Source organism: Streptomyces silaceus (assembly GCF_001419745.1).
Classification (GTDB): Bacteria; Actinomycetota; Actinomycetes; order Streptomycetales; family Streptomycetaceae; genus Streptomyces; species Streptomyces silaceus.
Map to the genome: position 1 here is coordinate 42650 of NZ_LIRJ01000034.1, position 20436 is coordinate 63085.

Sequence of the window (20436 nt, forward strand, 5' to 3'; positions counted from 1 at the left end):
CCGTCCCCCGAAAGCGGCCGCGCGAGCCACCTGCTGCGGAGCACGGCCGGTTCCACCGTAGGGGCGGCCGACGGGCATGCCCCCGTCACTCGGAGGCGACCGACCCCCAAGTCGTCATGTCGCAGTAGACGGGGCCCGGGGCATCCGCGTAGCCCGCCTACTTCATCCGCGCGCGACGGGAACTTTCCGGCCACGGCGGCGGTCCGAAGTCGGCAGGGTCTTCCCGCGATCCCCACAGGAGGGAGCGCTCGATGGCGTACGCCGATGACGGTCTCGCCAAGCTGTTCGCCCGCCACCGCAACCAGGCGCCACGCCGGGAGCGGCAGTCCGTGCGCGAGGCCGTCCAGCGGATCAGCGCACAGCTCGATCTGCTGTACGACCACTGGCTCGCCCAGGCCGACGCCCCCTCGCAGGAGCGCGGCCAGGCGGTCCACGAGGCGCTCGGCGCCGTACGCACGGCCGTGACCCACACGCTGTACAGCGTGCGGCCCGGCAGCGCGCCGCCGTACGAGGGGCCCTCCACGCACGAGCCGTACCCGTCCGGCCAACGGGCGCGCGGGGAGCGTCCGTCGAACCCCTTCGCCCGGCTCTTCCGCGCCGAGGCGGAACCGCCGCCGCCCGCCTGGCCCCCGCCTCCGGCGCCCCGGCCCGAGGTGTCCGTGGAGCGGCTGCTCGACGCCGTCGGGCACGCCCTGGAAGCGGTCGACCGCTCCTTCCAGTCCCTGGCCGCCGAGCCCGCACCGGCCCCCGCCTGGCACGAGGACGACGATCTCGTCGACGTCCTGCACGGGCTGCTCGCCGCCGAAGAGCGCCGCAGCGCCGAACTCGCGCTGGCCAGGATCTCCTCGCTGCGCGACAAGCTGCGGCTCCAGCGGGGCATCGAGGTGCTCGGCTACGACCCGCACGACTCCCTGCACGACACCGTGCTCTTCGAGTTCAGCGCCCCCGCCGCCCCCGGCCTGCCCGGCCGCTGCCGGGCCCCGGCGCTCGTGCGCGGCACCCGGGTGCTGCGCCGCGGCGTCGTCCTGCCGCTCCCCTCCGCCGAACGCCTCCTGCCGCCGCCCGCCGAGCACCCCTTGCCGCCCCCTGAGGAGGGCTGACCCGTGACCGAACCGGCCAACATCGTCGTCATCGGCTTCGACCTGGGACACGGGGAGACGGCCCTCGCCTACGTCCACGCGGACCGGCCGACACCGCCCGAGGTGATCGACCTGCCCGGCAGCCGGCAGGGCCGGCACGCCTCGGCGGTGCTCGACCACCCCACGCGCGGCGTCCTCGTCGGGGAGAGCGCCATCGCCGCCCGCGACGGCAGCCCGTATCTCGCCTTCAAGGGCCCGCACCTGGACGAGCCCGAGGTCGCCACGCCCGTGCGGCTGTTCGTCTCGCGGATCGTGGCCGACGTCCTCGACACGATGCCGCCGCGCCCGGGACAGGAGCTGCTGTGGGTGTTCGGTACGCCCTCGGGCTGGTCGGCGGAGATCCGCGCGCGGTACGCCGCGTTCCTCGCGGAGCTCTGCCCCGGCCAGGTGGAGGTCGTCCCGGAGTCACGGGCGGCGCTGCTGTACGCCCGCGACTCGGGCGAAGTGGCGGGCTCCGCGCACCGGGTGGCCGGCTCGGCCCTGCTCGTGGACATCGGCTCGTCGACCACCGACTACACGTACGTGGAGGAGCGCCGCGGCCGTCCCGTCGACCACGGCAACATCACGCTCGGCGCGACGCTCATCGACAAAGAGATCTATCGCCGTCTGGTGCTGCGCAACCCGCAGCGGCAGCTCCTGGAGAAGATCCTGGCCGTGTCGCCCGCGAAGTCGCGCTACCTCGAATTCCAGTGCCGCAAGGCCAAGGAGGAGTTCTTCCGCACGGACCAGCAGCGTCTCGCGGTGAACCCGAAGGAGCGCATCGGCGTGATGGACACCGTCGAGGCGGACGACGGCGAGGAGGTCATGGTCGACATCCGCCTGCGGTACGCCGACATGGACGAGGTGCTGGAGACCCCGCGCCAGGAGCTGAACGGCCTGTCGTGGCGGGACGCGTTCCGGCAGGACCTGTCCACGGTGCTCGGCAATCTGCCCGCGCCCGCCGATCTGGTGCTGCTCACGGGCGGTCCGTCACGCATGCCCTTCGTCCGCGAGATCAGCCGGGAACTGGTCGACGACCCGGAGCGGGTGGCCCTGGGCAGCGCGCCGGAGTTCGCCATCGCCCGCGGCCTCGCGCTGGCGGGCCGCACCTCGGTGCGCACCGCGGGGTTCCGCGAGGAGCTGGAGGAGCTGCTCGGCAGCGGCGCGGTCGAGGAGATCGCGCGGGAGCATCTGCCGGAGCTGGCGACCGCCCTCGGCACCGCGGTGGCCGGCGGGGTGACGGAGCGTCATGTGCTGCCCGCGTTCAAGCGGTGGCGTGAAGGCGAGTTCACGACGCTCCAGGACATGGCGGCGCGGGTGGCCGCCGGGGTGAACGCCGAGCTGAGCGATCCCGCCGACCCGCGTCTGAAGCAGGTGATCGCGGACTGGCAGAACGGCATCGCGCCCGAACTGGAGCAGCTGACACGGCCGTTGGCCGAGCGGTGGCGGCTGCCCGCGCACGCCCTGGAACTGCCGGAGGTGACCGTCACGGGCACGGGCGAGTTCGCCGTGCAGGTGGACGTGGGAGCGGCGACCGACATCGTGGAGAACGTGGCGCGGGTGGCGAACGTGGCCATCGCGACGGTCGTGGCCACGGTGCTCTTCGGCACGGGGACCGCGCTCATCGCGACGACGGGACCGTTCGGCGTGCTGGTGGCCTTCGGGTTCGTCCTGTGGGGGCTGTCCGTCGGCAAGGACGAGATGATGAGCCGGATGCGCACCGCCGACATCCCGATGTGGGTGCGCAACGCCCGGTCGGAGGCCGCGCTTTCGGCGAAGCTGCGCGGCAAGGCCTCGGCGAACGAGGCCGAGCTGGCCCGGCGGATGGCGGGCGAGTTCCTGACGGAGACGGGCGAGACGCTGGTGCGGGACGTCTCGACGGCGATCGCGGCCCAGCTCAAGCTCCTGGCGGACGACGCGGCGCTGGAGATCTCCTGATCCGTCGCGCGGACGGCGGGCCGCCCCACACGCGGGCGGCCCGCCGTGCCGCGCGGAGCGGCGGACTCAGGCCAGCACCGCGCGGACCGTCTTGCCGCCCCGCCGTGCCCCCACGACCTCCAGGCGCTGGGTGAGCTGATGGACCATCGCGAGGCCCCGGCCGTGCTCGCGCTCGCCGCTCTGCGCCAGCATCCGGGGGCGTACGGGACTGGCGTCGTAGACCTCGACGGTCACGCGGTCACCGACGACCGCCACCCGCAGCCGGCAGGCGCCGTGCGCGTGCCGGACGGCGTTGGACACGAGTTCGGAGACCACCAGCGTGGCGTCGTCCACGCGCTCGGCGTCCACCTCGACCGCCTGGCTGCCGCGCGAGCGGCGATGGGCCCCGGCGAGGAACGCCGAGGTCAGTTTCCGTGCCCGGCCCGCCGAGGCGGGCTCCTGCGGCAGTGTGTACTCCACCCGTGCGGCGGGCCGATGGGCGCGCTGCTGCGCACGCATGGCTGCTCACTTCCCCTCCCTGGGACAACAACCGGTGTCCACCCGCGACTGCTGTCGCCACCGGGGTCGCGGACTGTCTTGCGCGACCGGTCCTGCCTCCCGGTGATGCCCGCCTCGGATGATCGCCAATCCGCTCCGCCTCGGGATCTCCGTCGCGAGCGGATGAGCAGCCCCGGAGCGCGTCCGGGCCGTTGACGTTGACATCAGCTTCAAACCAGACTGGGCGCCGGCCCGTCGCCGGCGGCGTCGGAGCCGTGTCCGCACCGACCTCCCGACCGGTTCCGGAAAGGCCACCCGATGAACGCGACGCCCCGCCCCTTCAAGGACTACCAGGACGAGATCTACCTCAACGGCCTGGGCGGTGTCGTCCCCGCGTACCCCATGACGTACGCGGAGCTTGAGGCCCGCGCGCACGCCGCGCTGCCGCCCTCCGTCGTCTCGTACGTGGCCGGGGGCGCGGGCGACGAGCGCACCCAGAACGCCAACGTCACCGCGTTCGACGGCTGGGGGCTCGTGCCGCGGATGTTCGTCGGCGCGGACCGGCGCGACCTGTCCGTGGACCTGTTCGGCATGGCGCTGCCCTCCCCGCTGTTCATGGCGCCCATCGGGGTCCTCGGCATCTGCGCGCAGGACGGCCACGGCGATCTGGCGACCGCGCGGGCGGCGGCGCGGACCGGGGTGCCGATGATCGCCTCCACGCTCTCCGCCGACCCGATGGAGTCGGTCGCCGCGGAGCTCGGCGGGACGCCCGGCTTCTTCCAGCTGTACACGCCGACCGACCGCGACCTGGCCGAGAGCCTGGTCCGACGGGCCGAGAAGTCCGGGTTCAAGGCGATCGTCGTCACGCTGGACACCTGGATCACCGGCTGGCGCCCGCGCGACCTCGCCACCTCCAACTTCCCCCAGCTGCGCGGCCACTGCCTGGCCAACTACACCAGCGACCCGGTCTTCCGCGCGCTGTTGCCGACCGCGCCCGAGCAGGACCCGCAGTCCGCGGTACTGAGGTGGGTGCAGATCTTCGGCAACCCGCTGACCTGGGACGACCTGCCGTGGCTGCGCTCCTTGACCTCGCTGCCGCTGATCGTGAAGGGGCTGTGCCACCCCGAGGACGTGCGGCGCGCGAGGGACGGCGGGGTGGACGGCATCTACTGCTCCAACCACGGCGGCCGCCAGGCCAACGGCGGGCTGCCCGCGCTCGACGTGCTCCCCGCGGTCGTGGAGGCCGCCGACGGGCTGCCGGTCCTGTTCGACTCGGGCGTGCGCAGCGGCGCGGACATCGTCAAGGCGGTCGCGCTCGGCGCCACGGCGGTCGGCGTGGGCCGGCCGTACGCGTACGGCCTGGGCATCGGCGGCGCCGACGGCGTGACGCACGTGCTGCGCTCGCTGCTCGCCGAAGCCGATCTGCTCATGGCCGTGGACGGCTACCCGACGCTCGCCGACCTGACGCCGGAGGCGCTGCGACGGGTGCGGTGACCGCGGGCGGCTCCGCCTCCGCCGGGGGCACCGCCTCCTCCAGGGACGGCGGATCCGCCCGCGAAGATCGACAACCTCAGGATCATTGGACACCTCAACGTTTCATGTGAGACATTGTTGTCTCATTCGAAATTGAGGTGTTACAGCCATGACCCCGCAACGTGACCCACGGCGCTGGGCCGTCCTCGCGATCCTCTCCGGCAGCCTCCTGCTGATCGCCATGGACACCACGATCCTGAACGTCGCCTTCCCGTCCCTGGTCGCCGATCTGCGCCCCAGCTCCGTGCAGCAGCTCTGGATCATCGACAGCTACGCGCTCGTGCTCTCCGGACTCCTGGTCACGGCGGGCGCGCTCGGTGACCGGTGGGGCCGCAAGCGGCTGCTCCTGATCGGCTTCGGCGTCTTCGCCCTGGCCTCGCTGCTCGCCGTCTTCGCGGAGTCGGCCTGGCAGGTCATCGCGGCCCGCGCGCTGCTCGGCGCGGGCGGTGCGGCGATCATGCCGGCCACGCTGTCGATCCTGCGGAAGGTCTTCACCGACGCCCGTGAGCGGGCCCTCGCCTACGCGGTGTGGTCGGCCGTCTTCGGTGGCGGCATGGCGTTCGGCCCGGTCGTGGGCGGTCTGCTGGTCGAGAACAACGGCTGGCAGTCCGCGTTCCTGATCAACATCCCGGTCGCGCTGGTGATCATCGCGCTCGGCGCCTGGATCCTGCCCGAGTCCCACCAGCCCCGTGCGGGCCGCTGGGACTGGTGGGGCGTGGGCCAGTCCGTCGTCGGCATGCTCGCCCTCGCGGGCGGCATCAAGCAGCTCGGCAAGGGCGGTCCGGCCGACCCGATGGCCTGGGGCCTGCTCGTGGTCGCCGCGGTGACGCTGACGGTGTTCGTCCGCCGCCAGCTGCGCCTGGAGCACCCGCTGCTGCAGATCCGCCTCTTCGTCTCCCGGCCGTTCGCCATCGCCGCGTCGTCGATCTTCCTCGGCATGATCGCGATGGGCTCGGCGCTGTTCCTGATCACCCAGTGGTTCCAGTACGGACAGGGCTACACCCCGCTGGAGGCGGGCATCCGGCTGCTGCCCGCGCCGCTGGGCCTGGTGCTCACCTCGCTGGTCACCCCGGCCCTGATGCACCGCCTGCCGATCCGGCACGTCATGGGCGGCGGGCTGGTCCTGATGACGGCGGGCCTCGCCCTGCCGTGGCTGCTCCAGCTGTCGGGGCCGCTCGGCTACGGCGAGATCGCCGTGGCGCTCGCGGTGCTCGGCTGCGGCGTCGGCGTCGCCACGACCGCCGCGTCCGTGACGCTGATGGCCGCCACCCCGGCCAAGGACGTCAGCGGCGCCGCGGCGATCGAGGAGACCGCCTACGAACTCGGTGCCGCGATGGGCGTGGCCGTCCTCGGCAGCGTCGCCACCGCGCTGTACCGCGTGAACCTGCCGGACCTCGGCCTCACGGCCGAGACCACGGCCGCCGTGCGCGACTCGATCGGCGAGGCCGCGCGCGTCGCCTCCGAGCTCGCCGGACCGGCCGGCGGCACCCTGCTGACGCGGGCCGCCGACGCGTTCACCTCCGGGATGACGCCGACGTTCCTGATGGCGGCGGCGCTCCCGCTGGCCGCCGCGGCGATCACCTGGGCGAAGATCCCCAAGGGGCTGCGCCCGACGGAGAACGCGCACTGACGGCGGGCGCGGGGCGCGCGCCGACGTCCGCGCACCGCGCCGCACGCCGAGGCCGCGCACCACACGTCGAAGGGGCGAGCGTCACATCACGCTCGCCCCAACTGGCCACAGCAGTCACTCACTTCACCCCTATCATCTGTTCGACCCCGGGCCTCCCCAGCGGCGAGGTCCGGGGTCGACACATGCTCTTCAGTGAGAGGACAACGGGGAATTGAGTTCCATACGGAAGCGCGGCGCGCGCAAGCGCCGCATGGCGATGGCCGCCGTGGGCGCGGCGGCGGCCGTCGTGGCGGGGATACAGCTGTCGCCCGTCGCGTTCGGCACCGGCGAGGGCGACAAGGAGCCGCAGGCCACGCGCCCGGCCGCCGCGCCCGCGAACCCCGGTGCGCTGCCCGCCGAGCGGCAGGACTTCGGCAGCTCCCGCGCGGACGGGACCGCCTTCACGGACGGCGTGATGTCGCTGAAGCCGGCGGACTCGGCGCCCTCGGCCCGGAGCGCGGCCGCCGCCGCCCCGCAGGGCGAGGGCTGGAAGTCGGGCGGCCCCTCCAAGTACCTCACCACCGGCTACACCATCAAGTTCTACGACAAGAAGGCCGCCGACTGGCTGGCCCCCTACGTCAAGAGGTCCGCCGCCGACCTGAAGCGCGTCACCACCCTGCCGGTGACCGTCGACACGAACCCGGTCGGCTGGGACTACGTACGGCCCAAGGGCGAGATCGTCGTCGGCCTGCTGCACCGCCCCTGCGTGCCGCCCGCCGACGGCGGCTCCACCGGCTGGAAGGTCGTCCGTGACGGCTCCGGCAGCAAGAGCCTGAGCTGCGGGTTCTTCTCCTCGTCCGTCGCCGACACGGTCACCAGCGGGCACGCGTACATCGACGACGAGTTCTTCACCGCGGACGGCAAGCCCGCGCCGTCCATGGGCGAGACGTATCTGCGCAACCACATCAGCCACGAGCTCGGCCACACCATGGGGCTCACGCACGCCAACCGCAGCGCGACGCGCGGCGACTGCGTCAAGGGCACCGACTCCGGCCAGTTCCCGGTGATGTGCACGCCCACCAACGCCTATCAGGACAAGCGCGCGGGCACCTACGTCCAGCAGTTCGACATGCAGGGCCTGCGCCACCTGGCACGCGGCGGCGGCGCGGCGCTGCCCCCGCAGGGCAAGGTGACCGGCATCGGCTCCAAGTGCCTGGACGTCAAGGGCGGCAAGGCCGCCAACGGCACCCAGATCCAGATCTACACCTGCAACAAGGGCCCGGGGCAGTCCTGGATCCTGCAGCAGGACGGCGCCTTCCGCTCGCTCGGCAAGTGCCTGGACAACACCGGTAGCGCCGGCACCAACGGCAACAAGATCACCCTCACCGACTGCACCGGCGGCGCGTCCCAGCGCTGGTCGGTGAACGCGAAGGGCCAGATCGTGCACGTGGCGTCCGGCAAGGTCCTCGACGTGACGGGCGGCTCCACCGCCAACAGCACGAAGGTCCAGCTGTACTCCGCGAACACCAACAAGCGCCAGGTGTGGGTCACGCCCAAGTAGCACCCAGGGGGCCGGGCGGGAGTCCTCCCCTCCCCGCCCGGCCCCTCGCCGAATAGGGGCACGCGCGTACGAACGGCGCCGGTTAGGATCACTCGACGTTCGGCGCGGCCGACTCGGTACGACCCAGAGGAACAAGAACAGTGCAGGTCATGGGGAGGGGGCATCGTGGTGGCGGCCGTGGGGGCGGCGCTCACGATGGTGTTGGCGGGATGCGGCTCGGACGGCGGCGACGGCCGCGGCGGCGCGGGCGGCGGCACGGCGGACGCGTCACGGAACGACCGGACCGACGCGCGCGAGGTTCTGCTCGCCGCGGCGAAGAAGACCGGGGGGCAGTCCTCGTACAGGACGATCCAGACCGGCGAGCGCGGCTCGGACCGGTCCGAGATGCTCTACCAGAAGAAGCCGGCCGCCACGGTGGTCAAGGCCCGGGTCGAGAAGTCCGCGTCCAGCCCGACCGGCATCAGCCACATGATCTCCCTGGGCGGCACGGCGTACGTGAAGTCGGACGGGGTGCCCGGCAAGAGCTGGTACAGCATCGACCTCGGCGGAGGCGACGGCGGCGGCGCGCCGCGCGCGGCCGGGTACGTCCAGGAGTTCGCGGGCGCGCTCGCCGCGACGAAGTCCACCGCGTGGGTCGCCGAGGAGAAGGTCGGCGGCCGCGCCGCCGACCACTACCGCGGCAAGGTCGTCTTCGACGAGCTCGCGACGTACTCGGGTCCCGCCCTCTCCAAGGACCTGCGCGACCTGTACGTCGAGATGGCGAAGAAGCAGGGCATGCGCTCGGTCGTCATCGACATGTGGGTCGGCAAGGACGACCTCGTCCTCAAGTCGCGCGAGACCGGCACGGGCAAGAAGGGGCGCGAGGTGATCAACGAGGAGTACTCGGACTTCGGCACCGTCCCCCGGATCACCGCGCCGCCGGCCGGGTCGGTCGCCACATGGGACGAGTTCCTCGCGGGCCGGGCGCAGCCGTAAGCGCGGGCCCAGCGGCTACAGTCACCACCGATCCACCCGCCCACCTGGGAGAACCTCGGACCATGGCCGTCGACGAACTCGACACCCGCATCCTGCGCCTGCTCCTCGAACAGCCCCGCACCAGTCTGCGCGAGTACGCGCGCGTCCTCGGCATCGCCCGCGGCACCCTCCAGGCCCGGCTCGACCGCCTGGAGCGGGACGGCGTGATCACCGGCACGGGCCCCTTCCTCTCCCCCGCGGCGCTCGGCCACCCCGTGCTCGCCTTCGTCCACATCGAGGTCACCCAGGGGCATCTGGACGACGTGGGGGACGCGCTCGCGGCCGTGCCCGAGATCATCGAGGCGTACTCGATCACGGGTGGCGGCGACCTCCTGACCCGTGTCGCGGCGCGTGACAACGGTCACCTGGAGGACGTCATCCAGCGGCTCATCAAGCTGCCGGGCGTGGTGCGCACCCGCACGGAGATGGCGCTCCGCGAGCGCGTGCCGCACCGCCTGCTGCCGCTGGTGGAGTCGGTGGGCAGGGCGAAGGCCGCGCGGCCGTGAGCCGGGGCTGACCGCAGCCACGCCGCCGTGAGCTGGGCCTTTGGCATGCTGGAGGCATGAGCACCTTCGGCACCATCTCGGTCATCTTCGATCTCGACGGCACGCTCGTGGACAGCGAGCCCAACTACTACGAGGCCTCGCGGGCGCTGCTCGCCGAGCACGCGGGCCGGGAGTACACCTGGGCCGACAACGAGCAGTACGTCGGCATCAGCTCCCACGAGACGCTCGCGCTGTGGCGGCAGGAGTACGGGATCGAGGCGACGGTGGACGAGCTGCTCGCCGACCTCGACCGCCGCTATCTGGCGCTGGCCCGCGCCGAGACCCCCGTCTACCCGGAGATGCGCAAGCTCGTCGAGCGGCTGCACGACGCGGGGGTGCCGATGGCCGTGGCGTCCGGCTCCTCGCGCGCGGCCATCGCGGCGATCCTGGCCGGCACGGGCCTGGACGCCCAGCTGACCACGTTCGTCTCGGCCGAGGAGGTCCCGCGGGGCAAGCCGGCGCCGGACGTGTTCCTCGCCGCGGCCGAGCTGCTCGGAGCCGAGCCGAAGGACTGCGTGGTCTTCGAGGACGCGGCGCCGGGAGCGGAGGCCGCGCGGGCGGCGGGCATGCGGTGCGTGGCCATCCCCTACGTTGCCGCCCACGCCGATGACGCCGCGTTCGCCGCGGCGGAACCGCTGTTCCGGGGCGGCCACGGCGAGTTCACGGCACAAGCGGCGCTGGACGCGCTGGCGCCCCGCTAGGGGGCGCCACGTCAGGGGCGCGGGACTGTGTCAGGCCGCCCCTGCCACCCGCTCAGGGGTGAGCAGCTCCGCAAGCCGCTCCGCTGGCAGCAGCCCCTTCTCCAGAACGAGTTCCGCCACGCCCCGCCCGGTGCTCAAGGCTTCCTGCGCGATCTCCGTCGCCGCGGTGTAGCCGATGTGCGGGTTGAGCGCGGTGACGAGACCGATGGACGTCTCCACCGAGGCGCGCAGCACCTCGGTGTTGGCGGTGATGCCCTCGACGCAGCGCTCGGCGAGGGTGACGCAGGCCGCCCGCAGCGAGGTGATGCTCTTGGCGAGCGAGTGCAGGATGATCGGCTCGAAGGCGTTGAGCTGGAGCTGGCCCGCCTCGGCGGCCATGGTGATGGTGACGTCGTTGCCGATCACCTCGAAGGCGACCTGGTTGACGACCTCGGGGATGACCGGGTTGACCTTGCCCGGCATGATGCTCGAACCGGCCTGCACCGGCGGCAGGTTGATCTCGTTGAGCCCGGCGCGCGGCCCCGAGGAGAGCAGCCGCAGGTCGTTGCAGCTCTTGGAGAGCTTGACCGCGATCCGCTTCAGGACGCCCGACAGATGCACGAAGGCGCCGCAGTCCTGGGTGGCCTCGACCAGGTTGGCGGCCGTGACCAGCGGCATGCCGGTGATCTCGGCGAGATGGCGGCGGGCCGTCTCGGCGTATCCGGCGGGCGCGTTGAGGCCCGTGCCGATCGCGGTGGCGCCGAGGTTGATCTCGTGGATCAGCTCGACGGCCTCGGCGAGCCGCATGCGGTCCTCGTCGAGCATCACGGCGTACGCGGAGAACTCCTGGCCGAGCGTCATCGGCACCGCGTCCTGGAGCTGGGTGCGCCCCATCTTCAGGACGTCGCGGAACTCCAGGGCCTTGGCGGCGAACGCGTCCTGCACCACCGACATCGCGCGCAGCAGCCCGTGCACCGCGCTGATCGTCGCGACCTTCACGGCGGTCGGGTAGACGTCGTTGGTGGACTGGCTGAGGTTGACGTCCTCGTTGGGGTGCAGGCGGTCGTACGCGCCCTTGGGGTACCCGAGGAGTTCGAGGGCGCGGTTGGCGACGACCTCGTTGGCGTTCATGTTGGTGGAGGTGCCCGCGCCGCCCTGGACGACGTCGACGACGAACTGGTCGTGCAGACGGCCCTCGCGGATCTCCCGGCAGGCGGCGGCGATGGCGTCGGCCTTGGCCTTCGGGAGCAGCCCGAGCTCCTCGTTGGCGCGGGCGGCGGCCTCCTTGACGGCGGCCAGCGCGTCGATCAGCTGCGGGTAGACGGAGATCGGGATGCCCGTGATCGGGAAGTTCTCGGTGGCCCGCAGGGAGTGGATGCCCCAGTAGGCGTCGGCGGGGACGTCCCGGTCACCGAGCAGGTCGTGCTCGCGACGGAGTGCGGGAGTGGGGGCGGCGGTCATGGCGTTCTCTTCCAGGGTCGTACACGGCGGGGCGCGCCCCGTCAGGGGCGCGGGGAACTGCGCGACCGGCCACGGTCGGCCGGCGGACGAAGGCAGTCGAGTCGAGGCGAAACGTTCAGGCGGCCCGGTCGGCGACGGGCTCCGCGTCCACGACGGCCGCCTCGCCGAGAGCGCGCCGCAGCACGGCGGTCCGCTCGGTCCGGCCGGTGGCCGCGAGCAGCGCCGCGAGCACCGCGCTGCGCGCCTGCCCGGCGCGGAGCGTGCCGGTGAGCACGGCTCCCGCCGCCGCGAGGTCGACGGCACCGCCGTGGGTGTAGATCTCGGTGACGGGTCCGGCCGGGACGCGGGTGGTGAGGGCGACCAGGACGCCCTTCTCGACGGCGGCGGTGACGGCGGCGACGAACTCGGGGGTCGCGTTGCCCGCGCCCGTGGCGACGAGCACGATGCCCTGGGCACCGGCCTCGACGGCCGTCTCGACGAAGAGCGGGTCGGCGTCGACGTGGTGCATGACCATGTCGATGCGCGGCAGGGCGGCCGCGGCGGCGGGCAGCGGCAGCGGCGCGGGGCGCTCCGGGCGGTGCAGTATCGAGACCTTGCCGAAGCCGACCTTGCCCACGCGCGGCCCGGAGGGGTCGGCGAAGGCGTCGACGGCGAGGGTCTGGGTCTTCACGGTGCCGCGGGCGGCGTGCACCTTGCCGTCGAAGACGACGAGGACGCCGAGGTCGCGGACCGTCGCCGCGGTGAGCAGCGCGTCGTACAGATTGCCGGGGCCGTCGCCGCCCTCGGCGCCGAGGGGCTTCTGAGCGCCGGTGAAGACCACCGGGCGGGGGTCGTCGTGGTGCAGGTCGAGGAGGAAGGCGGACTCCTCCAGGGTGTCCGTGCCGTGCGTGACGACGATGCCGTCGACGCCGGGGTCGGCGAGCACCTCGTGCGCGGTGCGCAGCAGGGTGAGCTGCTGGGCGGAGGTCAGGCGCGGGCTGTTCACGTTGAACAGGTCGACGACCTCGACCTTGATGCCGTGGGGCAGCGCGGCCGTGGCGAGCACCTCGCGGCCGGGGGCGTCGGCGGCGAACCCGGTCCCCTGCCAGCGGCTCGCGATCGTCCCACCGGTGCTTATGACGACGATCCGTCGCGTCTGCGCGTCCACGTCCGCGTACCTCCCTGGTTTCTCGAGGACCATCAGCCCCCGGAGTGGTGGGCAGCCTCAACGCAACGATAGATCGAACACCGCGCAATGTGTTTGCCAAGATTCGAACCTCACGCAACATGAAGGGTGGATAATTGCGCCATGGACGACATCGACCGCAATATCTTGCGTGAGCTACAGAGGGACGGACGGCTGACCAATCAGGAGCTGGCCCAGCGCGTCGGCCTGAGCGCCTCCCCGTGCATGCGGCGGGTGCGCCAGCTGGAGCTCGACGGCGTGATCCAGGGGTATCGCGCGGTCGTGGACCCGTCGGCCGTCGGCCGCGGCTTCGAGGTGCTCGTCTCCATCGAGGTGCGGCGCGACCGCGAGACGGTGGAGGCGTTCGAAGAGGCACTCCAGGACATTCCGGATGTCATCGAGGCGCACCGGCTGTTCGGCAGCCCCGGCTGCCTGCTGCGCATCGCGGTCGCGGACCTCGCGGCGTACGAACGCCTCTGGATCGAACGCCTCACCGCGCTCGCGGGCGTCACGGAGGTCAACTCCCAGATCATCATGAAGCGGATCAAGGAGCCGAAAGGCCTCCCGGTGGACGACTGAGGCACCGCGACACGGGCGCTCTCTCCGCCAACTCGCCTTTGGTGCAGACCTATTGACGCCTGGTCTGGACCATCCTAAGTTGACGCATCGCACCCCCGCACGTCTCCAGATCCCCCTCCGCATCCAGGGAGCAACAGCGTGATCGGTCGGACGTTACGCCTGCTGGGATCCGCCCTGGCACTGGTCTGTGTCGCACAACTCCCGGCCGCCGCGGCCGCTCCGGAATCCGCCGCCCCCGCGCCGCGGGCCGACACCTGCGCCCTCAAGCCGAAGCCCGCGGGCAAGGTGCTCCAGGGGTACTGGGAGAACTGGGACGGCGCCTCCAACGGGGTCCACCCGCCCTTCGGCTGGACCCCGATCACCGACTCCCGCATCCGCGAGCACGGCTACAACGTGCTCAACGCGGCCTTCCCCGTGATCCGCTCGGACGGCACCGTGCTGTGGGAGGACGGCATGGACGCGACCGTGAAGGTCGCCACGCCCGCCGAGATGTGCCAGGCCAAGGCGGACGGCGCCACCATCCTGATGTCCATCGGCGGCGCCACGGCCGGCATCGACCTCAGCTCGCCCGCCGTCGCGGACCGCTTCGTCGAGACGATCGTGCCGATCCTGAAGAAGTACAACTTCGACGGGATCGACATCGACATCGAGACCGGCCTCGTGGGCAGCGGCAACATCAACCAGCTCTCGCCCTCGCAGACCAACCTCATCCGCATCATCGACGGCGTGCTCGCCCGCATGCCCGCGGGCTTCGGCCTGACGATGGCCCCGGAGACGGCGTACGTCACGGGCGGCAGCGTCACCTACGGCTCGATCTGGGGCGCGTACCTGCCGGTCATCAAGAAGTACGCGGACAACGGCCGCCTGTGGTGGCTCAATATGCAGTACTACAACGGCAGCATGTACGGCTGCTCCGGCGACTCCTACTCCGCCGGCACCGTCCAGGGCTTCACCGCCCAGACCGACTGCCTCAACAAGGGCCTGGTCATCCAGGGCACCACCATCAAGGTCCCCTACGACAAGCAGGTCCCGGGCCTGCCGGCCCAGCCGGGCGCGGGCGGCGGCTACATGGCCCCGAACCTCGTCTCCCAGGCCTGGAACACCTACAACGGCGCCCTCAAGGGTCTGATGACGTGGTCCCTCAACTGGGACGGGTCGAAGGGCTGGACCTTCGGCGACAACTTCAAGCGGCTGACCCGGCAGGGCTGAGCCCCGTCCCCGCCTCCCGCCGGAGGCCTTCCCCGACCCCCGCCGCGCAGCCGACTGCGCGGCGGGCCGTCACGTGTCCGCCCCGGCCTCCGCCGCGCGCCGCCCGGCTCCGCCGCTGTCCGAGTGCGTCCGCGCACCGCGCCGGAGTGCCCCGAAGAGACCGCCCGTGATCGCCCTCGTGCCCTGTTCCGTCGTCACGCGGATGCCCTGACGGCCCGTCGCTGCGCTGTGCCACAGGCGAAGCCCGCGGGTCGCGAGAGCGTGCGGTGTGAGTGCGGCGAGGTCTCGACTCCCCGTTCCGAAAGCGGTCCTTGTGGTCAGGGCCGCCGTCGTCCTCGGGATCATCCTGGTCATATCCCTCGGCGTCGTCCTCAAGGGGCGCACCCCGGAGTCGTGGCGGCGCTGGCCGGCGTCGCCGCGCTGCCCCTCTGGCTGCCGCCCCAGCAGCGCCGCGCCCTGGTGACCGGTGCGGCCACCTTGGGCGCGACGTTCCTCCTCGGCGCGGACCACTGGCGCGGACGGCCGATCGTCATCGGCCCGACTCTCGTGAACATCACGCTCCTCACCTGCCTCGCCCACCGCCTCGGCCGCAGGCCCTCCGGTCCCGTGGCGGACACCGGCCCGCCCGACTCACCGCACACCACGTCGACGCAGATCGGCGACGTCCGCGTGGAGATGCGCGCCCTGCCCGCCACGGCCGGCGGGTGCATGACCGCCGACTTCTGCGGCCTGCGGCCCACGCCGTTCGGGGTGCGCCTGCTCGTCGTCGACTTCGTGGGCCGGGGCACGGCCACCCGGGAGAAGGCCGTGAGGGTGCTCTACCAATGGGCCAGGGCCGCGGCCGAGGCACCGGGACTCGCGGAGTCGGCCCGGCGCCTCGACACCCTGCTCGCCAAGGAGGACCTGTTCGCCAAGGCACTGCTCGCCGGTGCCGCCGAGGACGGCACCACGACGCTGCTCTGCTGCGGCCATCCGCCGCCCCTGGTGGTGGAGGGCCGTACCGCGCACCCGGTCGACCTCGTCTCCCTGCTGCCGCCGCTCGGACTCTTCGACCTCTTCGACCTGGTCGACGAGGACATCCCCATCTATGCGACGACGGTCCGGCTCACCCCCGGGCGGCGCCTGCCTGGAACGTATGGCGGTGGAGCTGCGGGAGCACCTCGGCGAGCGGGCCAGGGACGAGGCGCTGCTGCTGATGGTCGAGTGCACGCCCCGACCGGTCATGTGGGCGGACCTGCAAGGGAGTTGAGGGGCCGTTCCGCCCGTGCCCGCGCAAGCTTTCCGCGGCGATTCGGGACTTTCGGCCCCTGGCCGCGCGGACAGCCGGCGTTTACGGTGGGGGCAATTCCGTCGGGATCGACGGGACAGAGCCGGGTCGAGACCGTCGAGCGGACCCGGCGCGACGCGTGGAGAGGAGGCGGTCCCCATGGACAAGAGTCCGAGTCGCAGTCGTCGACTCCTCAGCATCCTTCACCCGTCTTCTCGCGGTACGCGCTGACGCCACCTGCGTTTCCTCACGCTCCTCCTGTCGCGTCGACTCGCGCTGCCGCGCCGCCCTTTGGGAGGTGCCCCCATGACGTACATCGTCTTCGCCCACAAGCCCGTCGTCCGCCTCGCCCGCCGTGCCGCCCTGGTCTGGCGCCGGCTGGCCGACGCGCCCCTCGACAGCAGCACCGTCTGCGCCGCGCGTCCTGCCGTGCCCGGCGCGCGGCGCTGCCTGCGGCGCCCGGACCGCGGCCGGCCGCGCGCCAGGAGCCGCCGCTGACCGTCCACCGCCCGGCCAGGAGGCCCGTCCGGCACCCACGAGGGAGCGGACGAGATGGCTTTGTACGGCGGGGTGGGCGTCAAGCGCTGACGGGACGCCCGCGACGGGCGCGCCGCCGGACCTGGTCACGATCCGCGGGCACGGCCCCGACCAGGGGCGCCGCCCCCGTCACGGCCGCGCGTGCCGCCTCGGCCAGCGCGCGCCGGTCGGTGCCCAGCAGCGGGTCGTGCGCCGTGATCCGCGCGGTGAGCCCGCGCGCGGCGGCCACCCGGCGCAGCGAGGCGGCGAAGTCCTCGTCGCCCAGGAAGGCGGGCGCGGTACAGGGGGCGCCGCCCTGCCGGTACTCGACCGTCACCGGCCGCACGGGCGCGCCCGCGTCGGCCGCCGCCTGGAAGACGGCCCGCCGGAACCGGCCGCCCGTCGCGGCGCACCACGTCGTCGCCTGGGGGAACACCAGCAGCGAGGTGCCGCCGCGCAGGTCCCGGGCCAATTCCGCCACGGTGTGCGGCAGTTGGCGCGGGCTGCCGTCGCGGTCGATGAAGCGCGTCCCCACGCGCCGGGTGAGCGTGCCGACGACCGGCCAGCGGCCCACCTCCCGTTTGGCGAGGACGCTCACCGGTTCGACGGCGAGCAGCGCGACGACGTCGAGCCAGGAGACGTGGTTGGCCACGACGAGCGTGCCCACCCCGCCCTCGCGCGCGCTCAGCCGCCCGACTCCCCCGGGCCCCGCCTCCAGTCGCACCCCGAGGGCGCCGAGCACCGCGCGCGCCTCGGACCGCAGGACCCGTGGGTCGGCGAGCCGGTCGCCGCGCGCCACGGCCCGGGTGACGACCACCTCGCAGCGGGTGAACCGCTCGGCGTAGAAGGCGTGCAGTGCCTCGGCCGCCCGTGTCGACTGGAACGCCGCCGCGATGAAGGCGGTGGGTGCCGCGGCCGCCGCGTCGTCGGAGAAGGAATCGACCACTTCCTGTGCGAGCGCACGCAGGTCGCCCTCCAGGCTCCCGGTGTCCGGCGGGGCCCACGCGTCCTCGCCCGCCATGTCCAGAGCGTCGGCGACCAGCCCTTCAAGGCCGCCCCAGCGGCGGTACAGCGTGGTCTTGTGCACCCCTGAGTGATCGGCCACGTACTCGACGGTGAGGCCGGGGTAGCCGTGGTCCGCCAGGCCGCTCAGTACGGCGTCGCGGACGGCCGCGCGGGTGCGGGCTGTGCGGCCTCCGGGGCGGCGAGTGCCGGGTGCGGGGCGTGCGGTTTCCGCTTCGCCGGTGTTCGGTGCGCCACCGCTCCGGCCGGCCGCGACAGGCTTGTCCGCCATCGATTCGTTCCTTCTCCGTCGTCCGGTCCGACCATTCAATTGCAACTCGTGTTGCGTTAGTCGGGTCAGTGTGTCACACTCGCCGTAATGCAACATAGGTTGCGTTTGCTGGAAGTGGCTCTAAACCGGGGGTGCCTTTGCCTACTCAGATCTCTCTGCACGGCGTGACCATGACGCGAGGCGAGCGGCTGCTGCTCGACGCGGTGTCGCTGGCCGTCCGGCCGGGCGAGCGCATAGGCGTCGTGGGGGAGAACGGCGCGGGGAAGTCCACGCTGCTGCACCTGATGTCCGGCGACGAACGGCCCGACGAGGGCGAGGTCGTGACCGTCGCAGAGCGAGGGGCGGGGCTCCTCGCGCAGACTCCCCAGCTCCCTGCCGACCGCTGCGTCGGCGACGCGATCGACGCCGCCCTGGCCGAACTGCGCTCGATGGAAGGACGGTTGCGTGAACTCGAAGAGGGGCTCGGCTCCGCGACCGAGCAGCAGTTGGGTGAGTACGGCGACCTGCTGACGGCCTTCGAGCTCCGCGGCGGCTATGAAGCGGACGCGCGCGTGGACAAGGCGATGCATGGACTGGGGCTGGGACACATTGCCCGGGAAAGGCTCCTCGGCAGTCTGTCCGGCGGTGAGCAGGCTCGGCTCGGAATCGCCTGCCTCATCGCGGCGGCGCCCGAGGTGATGCTCCTGGACGAGCCGACCAATCACCTGGACGAGAGCGCGCTGGACTGGCTGGAGAGCGCACTGTCGGCACACCGCGGGACCGTCGTCGCGGTCTCCCACGACCGCACCTTCCTGGAGCGCGTGGCCACCGCGATCCTCGAAGTCGACGCCGACCGGCGATCGGTGGTGCGACACGGCGGCGGCTATCAGGGGCTGGTCGCGGAGCGGGCGGCGGCCCGGCTGCGCTGGGAGCAGGAGTACGCGCAGTGGTGCGACGAGACGAGCCGGCTCCAGGAGTTCATGACGACCACCGCCCACGCCGTGGCCGGTGGTCGGGGGATGAAGGACAACAACAAAATGGCGTACGACCGTGCGGGAGGCCGGGTCCAGGCCTCGGTCGCCGGACGGGTGCGCAACGCGCAAGAGCGACTTCGCAGGCTGCGGGAGAAGTCGGTGCCTAAGCCTCCCGAGCCGTTGCGCTTCGCGGCGCGCCCGGTGACAGGCGTGACCGAAGGTGCGCTGGTGACGCTGCGTGACGTGCGTGTGGGTGAGCGGCTGGCCGTGGACGAGCTCACCGTGTCGGCCGGTGAGCGACTCCTGATCCACGGGGGCAACGGAGCGGGAAAGTCCACGCTGCTGCGCACCATGGCGGGCGTGCTCGAACCCGACCACGGCACCGTCGCCCGCAGAGGCCGGATCGGATATCTCGCCCAGGAGATCCCGGTGCGCCGCCCCACGGAGCGCGTCCTCGAAGTCTTCGGCAGTGGACTGGGTCTCACGGAAGAGGAGCAGAGGGAGCTGCTCCTCTCGTACGGCCTGTTCCGCACCCGCGATCTGCACGTTCCCGTGGGGTCCCTGTCCGCGGGGCAGCGCCGGCGGCTGGCTCTCGCGCGGCTGCTGGCCAGGCCCGCCGACCTGCTGCTGCTCGACGAGCCCGCCAACCACCTGGCGCTCGGCCTGGTCGAGGACCTGGAGGCGGCGCTCGAGCAGTGGACGGGAGCCCTGGTCGTCGTCTCGCACGACCGGTTGCTGCGCCGGCGCTTCACGGGCCGAATACGCCGGATGGAGTCCGGACGGCTACCCGACTGAGCCGCCCGGCAGGAACCCGATCTAGGGTTTCCGCATGGCACGCCCGCGGCGCATCATCCTGGTCCGGCACGGCGAGTCGGCCGGAAACGCCGACGACACCGTGTACGAGCGCGAGCCCGATCACGCGCTCGCGCTCACCGAGACGGGGTGGTCCCAAGCGGCTGACACGGGCAAACACCTGCGGGAACTGTTCGGCCGTGAGCGGGTGAGCGTGTACGTATCGCCGTACCGACGCACCCACGAGACCTTCCAGGCGTTCCGGCTCGATCCCGAGCTGGTGCGTGTGCGGGAGGAGCCGAGGCTGCGGGAGCAGGACTGGGGAAACTGGCAGGACCGGGACGACGTACGCCTGCAGAAGGCGTACCGCGACGCCTACGGACACTTCTTCTATCGATTCGCCCAGGGTGAGTCGGGCGCGGATGTGTACGACAGGGTGGGGGCCTTCCTGGAGAGCCTCTACCGGAGCTTCGAGGCCCCGGACCATCCGCCGAACGTCCTCCTGGTCACGCACGGACTGACCATGCGGCTGTTCTGCATGCGATGGTTCCACTGGTCCGTGGCCGAGTTCGAGTCGCTGTCCAACCCCGGGAACGGCGAGATGCGAATGCTCGTGCTGGGCGAGGACGGCAAGTACACGATGGACCGGCCGTTCGAACGCTGGCGCGAGCCCGAGCCGTACGGAGACACGGGCTGGAGCGGTGTCACCGGATAGAGTGGCAGGG

The 20436-nt window shown here is 72.3% G+C and carries 18 protein-coding genes and 1 pseudogene; 15 read left to right on the top strand and 4 right to left on the bottom strand.

The window, feature by feature from the left end:
- The first annotated feature begins 251 nt into the window (after positions 1 to 251).
- Together AOK22_RS03615 and AOK22_RS03620 are read left to right on the top strand one after the other, a co-directional pair.
- Positions 252 to 1100: a hypothetical protein gene (locus AOK22_RS03615; protein ID WP_055697067.1), complete on the top strand. Its 849-nt coding sequence runs from the start codon at positions 252 to 254 to the stop codon at positions 1098 to 1100.
- A gap of 3 nt (positions 1101 to 1103) precedes the next feature.
- Positions 1104 to 3056, top strand: a complete 1953-nt coding sequence (locus AOK22_RS03620) for an Hsp70 family protein (RefSeq protein ID WP_055697068.1) — start codon at positions 1104 to 1106, stop codon at positions 3054 to 3056.
- Between the two features lie 66 nt (positions 3057 to 3122).
- Here AOK22_RS03620 and AOK22_RS03625 read toward each other — a convergent pair whose 3' ends face one another.
- Positions 3123 to 3554 carry an ATP-binding protein gene (locus tag AOK22_RS03625; protein WP_237773106.1) on the bottom strand — a complete coding sequence of 144 codons (432 nt, stop codon included), beginning with the start codon at positions 3552 to 3554 and terminating at the stop codon, positions 3123 to 3125.
- Positions 3555 to 3851: 297 nt separating this feature from the next.
- Between AOK22_RS03625 and AOK22_RS03630 the strand changes: the two genes are divergently transcribed.
- From AOK22_RS03630 to AOK22_RS03655, 6 genes are all read left to right on the top strand, one after another.
- The gene (locus AOK22_RS03630) at positions 3852 to 5027 is read left to right on the top strand and encodes an alpha-hydroxy-acid oxidizing protein (RefSeq protein ID WP_055697069.1); all 1176 of its coding nucleotides are present in this window, start codon (positions 3852 to 3854) and stop codon (positions 5025 to 5027) included.
- Between the two features lie 148 nt (positions 5028 to 5175).
- Positions 5176 to 6696, top strand: a complete 1521-nt coding sequence (locus AOK22_RS03635; RefSeq protein ID WP_055697070.1) for an MFS transporter — start codon at positions 5176 to 5178, stop codon at positions 6694 to 6696.
- Positions 6697 to 6907: 211 nt separating this feature from the next.
- Positions 6908 to 8236 (top strand): ricin-type beta-trefoil lectin domain protein, encoded by a 1329-nt coding sequence (locus AOK22_RS03640; protein WP_244164686.1) that lies wholly within the window; start codon positions 6908 to 6910, stop codon positions 8234 to 8236.
- A 165-nt stretch (positions 8237 to 8401) separates the two neighbouring features.
- A complete protein-coding gene (locus AOK22_RS03645; RefSeq protein ID WP_055697072.1) occupies positions 8402 to 9211 on the top strand; it encodes an SCO4651 family lipoprotein in 810 nt (269 codons plus the stop codon).
- Between the two features lie 62 nt (positions 9212 to 9273).
- Positions 9274 to 9756 carry an Lrp/AsnC family transcriptional regulator gene (locus AOK22_RS03650; protein WP_055697073.1) on the top strand — a complete coding sequence of 161 codons (483 nt, stop codon included), beginning with the start codon at positions 9274 to 9276 and terminating at the stop codon, positions 9754 to 9756.
- 56 nt (positions 9757 to 9812) lie between these two features.
- Entirely contained in the window at positions 9813 to 10496 is a 684-nt protein-coding gene (locus AOK22_RS03655) for an HAD family hydrolase (protein ID WP_055697074.1), read from the top strand.
- 30 nt (positions 10497 to 10526) lie between these two features.
- Here the strand turns inward: AOK22_RS03655 and aspA are convergent, their stop codons facing one another.
- Both aspA and AOK22_RS03665 read right to left on the bottom strand, forming a co-directional pair.
- Positions 10527 to 11936 carry an aspartate ammonia-lyase gene (aspA, locus tag AOK22_RS03660; protein WP_055697075.1) on the bottom strand — a complete coding sequence of 470 codons (1410 nt, stop codon included), beginning with the start codon at positions 11934 to 11936 and terminating at the stop codon, positions 10527 to 10529.
- Positions 11937 to 12051: 115 nt separating this feature from the next.
- Entirely contained in the window at positions 12052 to 13083 is a 1032-nt protein-coding gene (locus AOK22_RS03665) for an asparaginase (protein ID WP_237773108.1), read from the bottom strand.
- Positions 13084 to 13224: 141 nt separating this feature from the next.
- On the opposite strand from AOK22_RS03665, the gene AOK22_RS03670 reads away from it, so the two are divergent.
- From AOK22_RS03670 to AOK22_RS03685, 5 genes and pseudogenes are all read left to right on the top strand, one after another.
- On the top strand, positions 13225 to 13680 hold the full coding sequence (locus AOK22_RS03670; protein ID WP_055697077.1) for an Lrp/AsnC family transcriptional regulator: 456 nt from the start codon (positions 13225 to 13227) through the stop codon (positions 13678 to 13680).
- Positions 13681 to 13818: 138 nt separating this feature from the next.
- Positions 13819 to 14889: a chitinase gene (locus AOK22_RS03675; protein ID WP_055697078.1), complete on the top strand. Its 1071-nt coding sequence runs from the start codon at positions 13819 to 13821 to the stop codon at positions 14887 to 14889.
- Between the two features lie 708 nt (positions 14890 to 15597).
- Positions 15598 to 15930, top strand: a pseudogene (locus AOK22_RS43950) (SpoIIE family protein phosphatase); the annotation flags it as partial.
- Between the two features lie 46 nt (positions 15931 to 15976).
- A complete protein-coding gene (locus AOK22_RS41265; RefSeq protein WP_157872171.1) occupies positions 15977 to 16138 on the top strand; it encodes a hypothetical protein in 162 nt (53 codons plus the stop codon).
- A gap of 324 nt (positions 16139 to 16462) precedes the next feature.
- Positions 16463 to 16654: a hypothetical protein gene (locus AOK22_RS03685; protein ID WP_055697080.1), complete on the top strand. Its 192-nt coding sequence runs from the start codon at positions 16463 to 16465 to the stop codon at positions 16652 to 16654.
- A gap of 79 nt (positions 16655 to 16733) precedes the next feature.
- Here the strand turns inward: AOK22_RS03685 and AOK22_RS43955 are convergent, their stop codons facing one another.
- Entirely contained in the window at positions 16734 to 17966 is a 1233-nt protein-coding gene (locus AOK22_RS43955; protein ID WP_079036316.1) for a 1-acyl-sn-glycerol-3-phosphate acyltransferase, read from the bottom strand.
- Positions 17967 to 18103: 137 nt separating this feature from the next.
- Here AOK22_RS43955 and AOK22_RS03695 point away from each other — a divergent pair, with 137 nt between their 5' ends.
- Both AOK22_RS03695 and AOK22_RS03700 read left to right on the top strand, forming a co-directional pair.
- Complete coding sequence (locus AOK22_RS03695) at positions 18104 to 19714, top strand: ABC-F family ATP-binding cassette domain-containing protein (RefSeq protein WP_425263994.1); 1611 nt, start codon at positions 18104 to 18106, stop codon at positions 19712 to 19714.
- Positions 19715 to 19748: 34 nt separating this feature from the next.
- The gene (locus AOK22_RS03700) at positions 19749 to 20426 is read left to right on the top strand and encodes a histidine phosphatase family protein (protein ID WP_055697081.1); all 678 of its coding nucleotides are present in this window, start codon (positions 19749 to 19751) and stop codon (positions 20424 to 20426) included.
- Positions 20427 to 20436 lie beyond the last annotated feature (10 nt).